The 12,328-nt window shown below is 65.3% G+C and carries 9 protein-coding genes and 1 pseudogene; 4 read left to right on the top strand and 6 right to left on the bottom strand.

Annotated elements, in window-relative coordinates; translation table 11 throughout:
• Positions 1 to 240: 240 nt before the first annotated feature.
• On the bottom strand, positions 241 to 1,734 hold the full coding sequence (locus LCY71_RS20220) for an alpha-N-arabinofuranosidase (RefSeq protein ID WP_225336371.1): 1,494 nt from the start codon (positions 1,732 to 1,734) through the stop codon (positions 241 to 243).
• 178 nt (positions 1,735 to 1,912) lie between these two features.
• On the opposite strand from LCY71_RS20220, the pseudogene LCY71_RS20225 reads away from it, so the two are divergent.
• The 3 genes and pseudogenes from LCY71_RS20225 to LCY71_RS20235 all read left to right on the top strand — a co-directional run.
• Positions 1,913 to 2,748: pseudogene (locus tag LCY71_RS20225) on the top strand (zinc-dependent alcohol dehydrogenase); the annotation flags it as partial.
• Between the two features lie 77 nt (positions 2,749 to 2,825).
• Positions 2,826 to 3,896, top strand: a complete 1,071-nt coding sequence (gene gfo6 / locus LCY71_RS20230) for a D-xylose 1-dehydrogenase Gfo6 (protein ID WP_225336372.1) — start codon at positions 2,826 to 2,828, stop codon at positions 3,894 to 3,896.
• Positions 3,897 to 5,297: 1,401 nt separating this feature from the next.
• Positions 5,298 to 6,332, top strand: a complete 1,035-nt coding sequence (locus LCY71_RS20235; protein ID WP_225336373.1) for a zinc-dependent alcohol dehydrogenase — start codon at positions 5,298 to 5,300, stop codon at positions 6,330 to 6,332.
• Between the two features lie 284 nt (positions 6,333 to 6,616).
• Here LCY71_RS20235 and LCY71_RS20240 read toward each other — a convergent pair whose 3' ends face one another.
• On the bottom strand, positions 6,617 to 7,753 hold the full coding sequence (locus LCY71_RS20240) for a mandelate racemase/muconate lactonizing enzyme family protein (protein ID WP_225336374.1): 1,137 nt from the start codon (positions 7,751 to 7,753) through the stop codon (positions 6,617 to 6,619).
• A 277-nt stretch (positions 7,754 to 8,030) separates the two neighbouring features.
• Here LCY71_RS20240 and LCY71_RS20245 point away from each other — a divergent pair, with 277 nt between their 5' ends.
• Positions 8,031 to 9,206: a mandelate racemase family protein gene (locus LCY71_RS20245; RefSeq protein WP_225336375.1), complete on the top strand. Its 1,176-nt coding sequence runs from the start codon at positions 8,031 to 8,033 to the stop codon at positions 9,204 to 9,206.
• A gap of 111 nt (positions 9,207 to 9,317) precedes the next feature.
• Here LCY71_RS20245 and LCY71_RS20250 read toward each other — a convergent pair whose 3' ends face one another.
• From LCY71_RS20250 to LCY71_RS20265, 4 genes are all read right to left on the bottom strand, one after another.
• The gene (locus tag LCY71_RS20250; RefSeq protein ID WP_225336376.1) at positions 9,318 to 9,599 is read right to left on the bottom strand and encodes a hypothetical protein; all 282 of its coding nucleotides are present in this window, start codon (positions 9,597 to 9,599) and stop codon (positions 9,318 to 9,320) included.
• Positions 9,600 to 9,944: 345 nt separating this feature from the next.
• Complete coding sequence (locus LCY71_RS20255; protein WP_225336377.1) at positions 9,945 to 11,228, bottom strand: TRAP transporter large permease; 1,284 nt, start codon at positions 11,226 to 11,228, stop codon at positions 9,945 to 9,947.
• Positions 11,221 to 11,802: a TRAP transporter small permease gene (locus LCY71_RS20260; RefSeq protein ID WP_225336378.1), complete on the bottom strand. Its 582-nt coding sequence runs from the start codon at positions 11,800 to 11,802 to the stop codon at positions 11,221 to 11,223. The genes LCY71_RS20255 and LCY71_RS20260 overlap by 8 nt, the downstream gene beginning before the upstream one ends.
• A 54-nt stretch (positions 11,803 to 11,856) precedes the next feature.
• Positions 11,857 to 12,294, bottom strand: coding sequence for a universal stress protein (locus LCY71_RS20265; RefSeq protein WP_373325182.1), 438 nt, complete (start codon positions 12,292 to 12,294; stop codon positions 11,857 to 11,859).
• Positions 12,295 to 12,328 lie beyond the last annotated feature (34 nt).

The following is a 12,328-nucleotide window of genomic DNA, read 5'->3' on the forward strand; positions in this document are numbered from 1 at the left end:
GTGGTGTTCGATACCGTCGGTTGATCCGAGACGGGCGGGACAGACTCACATCTCCGTTATGTCACGACCATCCACTTGTGAGGAGCCCGCAGCTCAAGGGCGTCAAGGTATAGAGCGGAAAAGGGCGGCCAAAACGGGCCTCCGGCCGGCCCAGTCATCCAGACAGCGTGTTTCGAATCCGTCACCCGGCCGTGACTGACGGCGGGCCGGGGTCGGATCGGGACGGGACGCCGTGCGCGTCTACTCGAGGGAGATAGCGGCTGCGGTAGAGGGCTCCAGTTCCACGGTCAGCGTCTCGCTCTCGACCGTGACGTCGAGTTCGTCCGCGGTGAACTCGTCGGCGTTGTTCGCGTCGACCGCTAGGTCGGGCTCCTGGCCCTCGAACAGGACCTCGGCGTCGACGTCTGCAGACGTCGCGTCCACGTCCTCGACGTCGATCTCGACGGTGTGGGTCCCGCGGGTGTTCAGATTGGTCATGGTGACGTAGGTCTCGTCGTCGACGGACGCAGAGGCATGGATCAGGGGCAGCTCCTCGTCCGCTACGTCGCGGGTGGGCGTGTCGACCGACGTCTGGACGGCCTCGTTGCCCTTGTGCGGGGCGTAGAGGTCGAAGACGCGGTAGGTCGGCCGCGCCCAGGCCTCGTCGCCCTCCGTCTCGACCAGGCACTGGAGGACGTTGACCGTCTGGGCGATGTTCGACATCGTCATCACGTCGCTGTGGTGGTTGAAGACGTCGAGGACGGCAGCGGCAGAGAGCGCGTCGATGACGGTGCCGGGCTGTTCGAGGCCGCTCTCGGCGACCGCCTCGGTGTGCCAGGCCCCCCACTCGTCGATGATGACGCCGATGTCGCGGGTGGTCGCCACGGCGTCGATCGCCGCAGCGATGCGCTCGACGTGCTCGTCCATCTCGAGGGCTTCGGCGAGGAACGCGTCGTACTGCTCCTCGTCGGCCTCCGCGACGGACATCGTGCGCCCGTAGTAGTGGTGCAGCGTGAGGTGGTCCAGCGGGAACTCGACGCCCCAGTTCGTGTTCCCGATCTCCTCCATGAACCGCCGGTTCCAGGCGTGGTTCTCGAAGCCGCAGGCGATCAGCTCGATGTCGTGGTCGACCATCAGGTTGTCCATGGACCCGACGTACGTCGCGAACCGGCGGTACTCCCGGGCGTACTGCTCGGGCGTCATCTGGCCGCCACAGCCCCAGTTCTCGTTCCCGAGACCCCAGTACGGGACCTCCCAGGAGTCCTCGCGGCCGTTCTCGCGGCGGCGGTCGGCGAGTTCCGTGTCGCCGTCGTAGCAGGCGTACTCGACCCAGTCGGCCGCCTCCTGGGGGTCGCCGGAGCCGACGTTGGTGGCCAGGTACGGCTCAGTGCCGATGCGTTCACAGAGGTTCAGGAACTCGTGGGTGCCGAAGGCGTTCGGTTCCTCAGGCGCTTCGGAGCGGTCCTGCGACCAGAAGAGGTTCCGTCGGCGCGGGCGTTCCTCGCGCGGACCGATGCCGTCCTCCCAGTGATAGTCGTCGGCGAAACAGCCGCCCGGCCAGCGCAGGACGGGCATGTCGAGGTCGTCGAGCAGCGAGACGACGTCCTCGCGGAACCCCTCGCCGTCGCTCTCCTGACTGTGCCAGATTCCGTCGTAGATACAACGCCCGAGATGTTCCGAGAAGTGACCGTGGAGTTCGGGCTCGATGCGGTCGATACCCGCCTCTGTGTGGACAGTAATGTGAGCGTCTGTCATACAATTGCGTACTGCTCCGCGCAGATCATATAAAACAATCGGTCAGTGCGTGGATTGCTGACGAATATGACCGCCGATAGCGCGGTTTGCGATCAGTTCATTCCGTGCGACCAGTGGGGGGTGCGTACAGTGTCCGGAACCCGTCGTCGCTGTCTTCCTCTCCGCCCTCAAGGAGCACGTCGAGGTGGGCGACGCGGTCACGAAGTTCGACGTGGGCGACCGGGTCGTCGAGCGACCGATCCGCGGGTGCGGGGACTGCTATCAGTGCGAGATCGGCGAGGAGAACGTCTGCCAGAACGCCGTCATCACCGGCGTCGACCACGACGGAGCGTACGAGCCGTACATCGCCGTCCCCGAGGACGCGCTCCATCCGGTTCCCGACAGCGTCGAACAGCAGCACGCCGCCATGGTCGAACCGACGAGCATCGGCGCTCGCGCGGTCGTCGAGAACTCGCGGGTCGGCGCGGGCGACCGCGTCCTCGTCGAAGGACCGGGTCCAACGGCCTGCTCACGGCGCAGATTGCGCGCGCGCAGGGCGGCGAGGTGGTCGTCTCCGGCGTCGGCCCGGACGCAGACTACCGCCTGCCGCTGGCCGAGGAGCTCGGCTTCGAGACGATCAACGTCGCGGAGGACGACGTCGACGCGCGTCGCGAGGCGTTCACTGACGGCATCGGTTACGATGCCGTCTTCGACACCACCGGCCATCCGTCCGGTCTCCCATCGGCGGTCGACGAGGTCCGGAAAGGCGGCCAGATCGTCCTCGTCGGCCAGACCGGCGAGACGACCATGGAGTACTCGCCGCTGGTCCGCGCCGAAATCGACCTCCAGTGCTCCTACGCCTCGACCTACGAGGACTTCGAGAACGCGCTCAGGCTGATCGACACCGGCGACGTCGACGCCGAGACGTTCGTCGACGACCGGTTCTCGCTGCTCGACGCCGACGAGGCCTTCGAGTCGTTCGTCAACGGCGGGACCTGCAAGCCGGTCTTCGACGTCTCCGAACTGCGCTCGTAACGGTCTGCAGTTCCGACGCGAGCGGCGCTGGGACGCTGCCCGAGGTTTTTACTACCCGCTCTTAGTATCGCGAGTCGATGCTCGACTGGATCGACAGCTACGACGAGCGCGACTGGCAGACGACGACCGACGGGACGGTCAGGTACGCCCTGCTCGGACTCGGCTGGTGGACGGTAGACGTCGCACTCCCTGCAATCGAATCGTCCGACCTCGGTGACGTAACGACGCTCGTGAGTAGTTCCACGGAGAAGGCCCAGCGACTCGCCGAGGAAAACGGCGTGGACCACGGGATCAGCTACGACGAGTTCCACGACGGCGCCGCCAGTGAGGCGTACGACGCCGTCTACGTCGGGACACCCAACGCTTACCACCTGGAGTACGTCGAGACGGCCGCGGACCTGAACAAGCCAGTGCTCTGTGAGAAGCCGATGGAGGCCAGCATCGAGCGCGCGGAACGGATGGTCGAGGTCTGTGAGGACGCGGACGTCCCGCTGATGATTGCCTACCGGATGCACACTGATCCGGCAGTCCGGCGGGCCAGGGAGCTCATCGAGGACGGCTTTCTCGGCGAACCCGTGTCCGTCTACGGGAACAATAGCCAGCCTCTCCTCGAGATGATCCCGGACCCCGATCAGTGGCGACTCGATCCCGACCTGTCGGGGTACGGGACGTCGGTGATGGACCTCGGAATCTACTCGATCAACACGACGCGGTACCTCCTGAATCGAGACCCGGTTGCGGTCCAGTCCCAGATGAGCTCGCACCACGACGCCTTCGACGACGTCCCGGACGAGCGCTCTTCGGCCATTCTGGTCCTGGAGGACGACGTGAAGATGGTCACCACCGACAGTCAGCACGCCCACGAAGACACGAATCTGAAGATCACCGGTACCGAAGGACAGATCGAGTTCCAGCCGGCGTTCCACGGACAGGCCACCCTCCACCTCTCGCGCGGCGACCTGTCGGTGACGGTCGAACACGACGCGTTCGACGCCGAGCGGGAGATGGAGGAGGAGTTCGATTACTTTGCCAACTGCCTGCTGACCGACAGCGACGTCTACGCTGACGGCAGACACGGACTAACGGACATGCGGATCGTCCAGGCGATCCACGAGGCGGCCGAGAACGATGACGTCGTCGAGCTATAGCTGAAAGTCGTTCGCATCGCCTGTTAACACCGGCCAGAGCACTCCGGTGGTAGTACTCGACAACCGCGTTCTCAGGTGCGTGCTGATTCGGTAGTTAGTGGAGGAGTACGTACATTAGTTCGCACCGCCGAGTCCGGACAGCTAACGTGTAAGCAATACACTCACAGTAGTTTCTGACATTCGAATTAGGGTTCCACAGTATCAAATATCCTCACAGAGATAGTTACGTGGGATGTAGGTGGTGAATTACCCGTTCGGAGACGAGTCTCCCGGACAGAACTCGGTTGCTCCGAGATAACAATGATCCCATATCGAGGTGATATACTATCCTAGAATTCATCTATTTTGAACATGTAGTCGGATCTTCCTGAAAGCAGTCTCCGATATCTCCGACCGTCACGGGACGACGGCGACCAGTGAGAACGCCTCATGGACCGCGAGGAACTCCCGCCGAATTCGAGAGCGCCGCCGAGGTTGGCGAGCCCGTCGCCACCGCCAACCGAGCGCGACAGGAGCGACGTGACGATTGAAGACGCGTCACGCCCTCCAGACTTCCGAAGTATCACCGAACGACCGCCGTCCACCATCGCGAAGGAGGACTTTCCTACTGTGCTCTCCAGACGAGCGATACTATAGTAGAAATTGAACGCAATGACACACTCAAGGGGCACCCGGGGTGCCCCTCGATGTGGGAATAGTTTCAATTTCTACTATAGAACTGTTTCAGACGTGCCGAACAGCGAGCGATATTCGCTCGATATCGATCCGGGACCCCTGGAAGCGATTCGTAACTGGGGACGGCCGGGGCCGGACAGATCACCGAAGCCGTCCGCTTGAATCGTCGATCGAGCCAGTGGATATACCGAAGGTACTACTGTTATTTTCTGAGCTACCGGTTTCCGGTGTAATCGTACGCAAGAAGCGAGCCACACTGGACGTCTCTGACACGAACTGGCCGGCTTGGCGGTCATCGGATTCGCTTCGCGCTCCTCTTCGCGTCCCTCGACGACGAGACGATCCAGTGCGAAAACGCGCGCTGACGGGCCTGTAGGCGGTTCAGCCCAGATAGCCCCGGGATGGCATCGTCACCGATCGTCACTGAATCCCGCTAAACGCCTCTGGACGTGCGGTCGGGGCTACTCGAGAATTACCCGGGGAGTGTCCGGCTATGCCGGACGGTTTCAGTAACATTAGTACTGCTGTTAGCGCCATCGAACCCCATCGATCCGGCAGTTCGGAGCGCCAGACTGAGCGGCTCGTCTTCCAGTTCCGAACCTGGTTCCGGTGTCGTCGGAAACCGGGCGAACTTCCCTGTGGACGCCGTTGTCCCGGAGTGACCAAAGGTATATGTATGGACGTATGCAATCTATTTCCATCAGGGTCAGCCTGAGGCATCACGATATGAAGGCAATCGTGCAGACGGGATCCGAACAGATCGAAGTACAGGAGCGAGAACAGCCGACGCCGGGACCGGAGGAGGTGCTCGTTGAGGTCCACACTGCCGGGCTGTGCGGGAGCGACGTCCACGCCTACCAGTACGACGGCGGGTACGAGTGGATCCCCATCCCCCGGATCATGGGCCACGAGTACTCCGGACGAGTGGCCGAGGTCGGCGAGAACGTCGACCAGTTCGAGGTCGGCCAGAAGGTCGTCGAGGAGCCGATCCACGACTGCGGCCACTGCTTCCAGTGCAAGAACGGGCAGGAGAACGTCTGCCAGAACTTCTCCATCACCGGGATGCACACGGACGGCGCCTACGCCGACTACACGGTCGTCGACCAGCGCCACCTCCACGAGATCCCCGAGAGCGTCCCGCTGCGGGACGCGGCGATCACGGAGCCCACCAGCATCGCGACGCGCGCCATCCTCGACCAGTCCGAGACGACCCCGGGCGACGACGTCCTCGTCGAGGGGCCCGGCCCCATCGGCGTGCTGTCGGCCGTCGTCGCCGACTCGCTGGGCGCGAACGTCGTCGTCTCCGGCCTGGACAAGGACACGTCTTACCGACTTCCCCTCCTCGAGGATCAGGGCATCGACACGGTCAACGTCCAGGAGCGGGACCTCGAAACCGTCGCCGAGGAGCGCACCGACGGCGGCGGGTTCGACGTCGTCGTCGACGCCACCGGCCACCGCAGCGGCCTCGAAGAGGGACTCGAGTACGCCCGGAAGGGCGGTCAGATCGTCATGGTCGGGATCCCGAACGAGGAGGCCGAGGTGTTCATGGCCCCGGCGGTCCGCGGCGAGCTCGAGGTCAACACCTCCTACGGCTCGAAGTGGCGCAACTTCGAGCAGGCGCTGCGTCTGATGGAGCGCGGCGCCATCGACGTCGACGCCATCGTCGACACGTCCTACGACGTCGAGGACCCGGAAGAAGCGTTCCGGACGTTCCTCGATTCCGAGACGTGCAAGCCCGTGTTCACCTTCGCGGAGGACTAGCCTCTACAGGAGAAACTGAACGCGATGACACACTCGAAGGACGCCAGGTGTGTCCTTCGATGTGTACATAGTTTCAATTTTCACCACAGCTCTGGCGTTCGCTTGTGATATCATCACCACCGTGGTTTGTTGCGATGGCTGGTGCGATACGTTCGCGGTGTTCGTCGCCGTGTCGACGAGGGCCGAGGCCTCGAACTGGCCGGCCCGACGCTGTTGAACCGGTAGCGGAGTTCGGTCGCGACGAGCGAGACGGTGGTGAGTGACTCGAGCGAAGAGACGGGCGATCAGACGCGATAGCGGTCCAGCGCGTCCACGTCGAGGTCGACACCCAGTCCCGGTCCGTCCGGGACCGCTATGGCCCCGTCGTCGTTCGCAGAGAACTCGTCGGGGGCCAGTTCCCCCCGTAGCGGGTTCGACGAACTGTCGAACTCCAGCCACGGCCGACCGGGCAGGGTCGCGATCAGCTGGAGGCTCGCGGCGATGGCCACCGGCGTCCCCCAGACGTGGGGGACGAGCGGGACGCCGGCGCCCGCTGCCCGGTCCGCGAGCCGCCGGCCCGCCGTGAGCCCGCCCGCGTTACAGAGGTCGGGCTGGGCGACGTCGACGGCCCCGGCCTCGAACAACCGGTCGAACTCCGGCGGAGTGTGGCACTCGCCGCCGGCGACCCTGACGTCCAGCGCGTCCCGGAGCCGGGCGTACCCGTCCACGTCGGTCGGCGGGACCGGCTCCTCGAACCAGTAGACGTCGAGGTCCTCCAGCGCGCGGCCGACTCGGCGGGCGGTGCCGGCGTCGTAGGCGTAGTTGGCGTCGACCAGCAGCGTCGTCTCCGGTCCGACGGCGTCGCGGATCCGCCGGACGAGTTCGACGTCCTCGTCGGGACCGTACCCCAGCAGGGAGAGACCGATCTTCGCCTTGACCGCGCCCAGTCGGTCGGCGTTTGCCGCCGCCTCGGCGGCGATCCGCTCGTACTGCTCTTCGAGGTCGGCACCGTGCTTGAAGTAGTGGCCCGTCGCGTACGCCCGGACCGCGTCGCGCCGGCGGCCCCCGAGCATCGACGCGGCCGACTCGCCCCGGCACTTCCCGCGGAGGTCCCACAGCGCCAGGTCGACGCCGCTGATGGCCGGGTAGGGGACGATCGACTGGTAGGCCGCTCGCGTCCGGTCGCGGAGGTCCTCGTGGATCCGCTCGACGTCGGCCGGGTCCCGCCCCTCGACGATGGGCGCGAGGAAGTCCTCGATCGTCTCCCGCGAGCCTGCGATCGGCCCCCAGCACTCGCCCCAGCCGACCGCTCCGTCGGCCGTTTCGACTCGCACGAGCAGAGCGGTGCGCTCCTCGACCCACGCCTGGGCGTACCCGAACGGCTCGTCGGGTTCCGATCGAAGGGCGACCGCCTCGACGGATCGGACTGTCGTTCCGGTCATAGGACGGGCGTCGCAGCGCTCGGGCTTATCGCTTTGGACGCGCCGACACGAGCGGCGGCCGGGAGTCGGCCCGCAGCAGCCCGTTCTGCAGTCCGCTGGCCCTGAGATCGCTCGTCATCCATCGCGCTGTTTCCGGACGCCGTCACGGCGCTGCCGCGGCCCGTCTTCTGACCGGCGGCCCTGCGCTTCTGGTCACGACCGTCGATCGACAGCGGGCATCGCCCTCGCCAGTTCCTGACCGCTTGGATTTATGTGGTGGCGCGAGTACGTCGTACTCGTGACACCGACAATCACGAAAATCGAGAGCACGGAGTTCGAGTACCCCCTCGAGGACGTCGGGATGGACAACCACGGCTTCAACATCGTGTACGATCCCGGCGAGACTACCTACCGAAAGCTATTCGCGCTGCAGATCCACACCGACGAGGGAATCACGGGCGAGTACGTCGGCGGCAACTCGCCGGGCGCGGCGCAGATCAACATGTTCGCTGACTATCTGGTCGGGAAGAACCCCCTCGAGCGCGAGAAGCACTGGTCGGAGATCAAGCGCGCCCTGCGCAAGTACGACCGCATGGGGATGGGCCCGATCGACATCGCCCTGTGGGACTTCGCCGGCAAGTACTACGACGCTCCCATCCACGAGCTACTGGGTACGTATCGCGAGCGCATCCCCGCGTACGCCTCGACGTACCACGGCGACGAAAACGGCGGCCTGGACTCGCCCGAAGCGTTCGCCGACTTCGCCGAGGAGTGCCTGGAGAGGGGCTTCAGCGGCTTCAAAATCCACGGCTGGGGCGGGAGCGAAGGGCCCCACGACATCGACCGGGAGGTCGACGCCGTCCACGCCGTCGGCGAGCGCGTCGGCGACGAGATGGACCTGATGCACGACCCCGCCTGCGAACTGGAGACGTGGGCCGACGCGCTCAAGCTCGGCAAGGCCTGCGACGAGGAGGGCTTCTTCTGGTACGAGGACCCCTACCGCGACGGCGGCATCAGCCAGCACGGTCACAAACAACTGGGCGAGCACCTCGAGACGCCCATACTCCAGACCGAACACGTCCGCGGGCTGGAGCCGCACACCGACTTCATCGCCAACGGCGCGACCGACTTCGTCCGCGCCGACCCCGAGTACGACGCCGGCATCACCGGCGCGATGAAGATCGCCAGCGTCGCCGAAGGCTTCGGGCTGGACGTCGAGTTCCACGCGCCCGGCCCCGCCCAGCGGCACTGCATCGCCGCCACGCGCAATGCCAACTACTACGAGATGGCGCTGGTCCACCCCGACTGCCAGAACACGATGCCGCCCGTCTACGAGGGCGGCTACTCCGACCTGATCGAGGCCGTCGACGACGACGGCACCGTCCCCGTCCCCGACGGACCCGGCCTCGGCGTCGAGTACGACTGGGACTACATCGAGGACAACGCCACCGGGAGCGTCCACACCTACGAATAACCGACCGCGCAGGCATCGCCTGTACTGGCGGCATCCCGGGAACGGGCATCCTCGTGGTGCACGACGAGATGGCCATCGGCGCGAGGGGGGCGAGGCCAGCCACGCCGGCGGCTACGCCGCCACCGACGACGTCGAACTGATCGCCCGCGGACGGCGACCAGTCGAGACGTCGCTGCCGGGCATCGACGGTCCGTGGACCTGTGACGGGACCACCAGGGCGCGTTCGCCGACGCCGTCGCGCACGTCGAAGCGCTGCTCGATGGCGACGCCGAGAATCGCTCGACCAACCGCTCCGGGACCGTCACGTTCTGGGAATCCCGGCCACTGCGGTTCTCCGTCCGTCCCCGTGTCGTCGATCGGCAGACGGGAGCTCGACAGATCGGAGCGTGGCATCTGAGACAGTCGACCCCGAGACCGAACGAGGTCGTCGAAGAACCGTTTCGCGACTGCGGCACTGTCCAGTGCGACGACTGCCGGGCGAACGTCTGCCAGAACGGCACCAGAGTGAGAGTCCCTGTCTCCGGCGTTCCCCATGGGCGACGAACCCCCGCCGAGACGGATCTGATGCGAAAGATCACAGCAGAAATTGAACGCACTGATACACTCGACGGGCACCCCGGGTGTCCGTCGACGTGTGAATAAATTCAGATTCCACTATAGCGGCGCTCGGCGCCGGGTGACCCGACGCCACGAGAACGCACTGGACCGGGGACCGGAGGAAAACGGCTGGACCGGGAATCAGAACCCGGTGGCCCGCGGGAAGGCCATAGTGATCTCCGGGAGATAGATGATCGCCAGCAGGACGGCGATGTCGGCCACGTAGAACGGGACGACTTTCTTGCTGATCCCCCAGACCGGTCGGTTTGAGACGCTGGACGCCGCGAACAGGCAGATCCCCAGCGGCGGGGTGATGAGCCCGAAGTTCAGCGTCACGATGAACATGATGCCGAACTGGTAGGCCGGGATCCCCAGCGTCTCGGCGATCGTCGCCAGCGTCGGCGCTAGGATGATAGCCGCGGCGCCGATCTCGAGCCACGTGCCCACGAACAGGAGGACGAGGCCGACGACCAGCATGTAGGCCGCCGGGCTCAGCCCCATCTCGACGAGGGCGGCACCCAGTTCGCGAGTGATGCCCTCCTTGGCGAGCATCCACGAGAGGATCGACGCGAAGCCGATGATGGCGTACAGCTGGGTCGACCGCTCGAGGGTGACGCTCAGCGAATCGATGATCTTGTCGCCCGTCAGGGTGCGATAGAGCACGCCGCCGATCAGCAGTGCGTACACGCAGGCGACGGCGGCGGCCTCAGTGGGCGTGAAGATACCGCCGAGGATGCCGCCGAGGATGATCGCCGGCATCGTCAGCGCGACCAGCGAGTCGAACACCAGCGACGGGACTTCGGAGCGCTCGACGTCCGGCGAGTGGCTCGGGAAGTCCCGCTGCACGGAGAGGACCCCGGTAATCACCATCAGTGCGCCGCCGAGCAGCAGGCCCGGGATCACGGCCGCCGCGAACAGCGCCCCGATCGAGGTGTTAGTCACCGACCCGTAGATGACGATGATGATACTCGGGGGGATGATCGGGCCGACGATCGACGACGCGGCAGTCAGTGCCGAACTGAAGTCGGTGTCGTACCCCTCGTCGGACATGGCGGGAATGAACACCGAGCCGAGCGCGGCGACGTCGGCGACCGCAGCGCCGGTGATGCCGGCGAAGAACAGGCTCGCGAGGACGTTCGCCTGCGCGAGCCCGCCCCGGATGCGCCCGATCGTGTAGTTCGCGAAGCGGACGATCCGGTCGGTGATCTCGGAGTTGTTCATCAGCTCCCCGGCCAGCAGGAAGAAGGGGATCGCCAGCAACACGAACGAGTTGAGCCCGCTGAAGATGCGGGTCACGCCCGTGGTCATGGACTCCCCCGCGACGAACAGCCAGAGGTACGACACCGTCGCGATGGCGAAGGCGATGTCCACGCGGAGGAAGATCAGCGCGAGCAGGATCGCCAGAAGCGGGACGAGCTCAATCATCGCTCTCACCCTCTCGCTGGTCGACGTCGTAGGCGTTCTGCAGGCTCTCGGTCTCGCCGAGCACGACCAGGCGGAGCAGGCGCGCCAGCGCGAACAGCGTGACGAGGGTGCCGCTGATCGGGATCACGATGTACACCCACAGCAGCGGGAAGTTCATCGCGGGCGCCTCCGCGTTGAGCCCCGCACTGATGGCGTACTCGAGCCCGAAGTTGACCCAGATGAGCCCGAGGACGACGTACAGTGCCATCGTCGTCGACTGCAGCCAGTACTTGACGCGGTCGGGGAATCGATCGTAGACGATCCCCACGTTGAGGTGGTCGTCGCTGTTGACGAGGGAGGCCGTCACCAGCAGCGCGAACCAGACCATGAGGTACCGCGACAGCTCGTTGGCCCACAGTAGCGACTCGCTTAACACGTACCGCATGATCACGTTGAGGACCACGACGCAGACCAGCAGGGCGAGCAGGATCAGGCTGAACTGCCGCAGTCTCGTGTCGAGGCGGTCCATCGCCGAGTCGAACCGCTCGGCGGACTGGTAGAGCGCGCTGTCTTCGGTGACGGTGTAGTTAAACACGACGATCACCTCCCGGGAGCGTCCACAGTCGAGGCGTGCTCGCGTCGGACATGGTCAGGCAGCTCCCTCCTCGTCGACGGACTCCGGAACGACCGTCACCGGCACGTCGGCATTGAGAACCACCGACTGAGTCACGCTGCCGAACAGGGCCTTGCCCGTCGGCGAGCGCTCCCGGCCGGCGACGGCCACGTGGTCGACGTTCCGGTCGTCGGCGACGGACACGATGACCTCCTCGGCGTTGCCCTCCGCGACGAGCGCCTCGACCGGAACGTCGGTTCGCTCGAACCGTTCGCGGGCCTCACTTATCACGTCCGGCACGTCGCTGTATTCACGGAGCGACACGGTCCCTCCGAATTCGGTCTCCAGTTCCTCGAACACGTACAGCAGCGTCACGGAGACCGCCTCTGTCCGGACTGGCAGGTCCTCGACAGCACTCACGAGTCGTCCCATCCGCACGTCGTCGTTTGGTATTGGTAACAGAATTTCGTACATAGGAAACAGTTGTCCCGGCGGAGAGCGCTTTTCT

The organism is Halomicrobium urmianum (assembly GCF_020217425.1).
In the GTDB taxonomy this organism is placed as follows: domain Archaea; phylum Halobacteriota; class Halobacteria; order Halobacteriales; family Haloarculaceae; genus Halomicrobium; species Halomicrobium urmianum.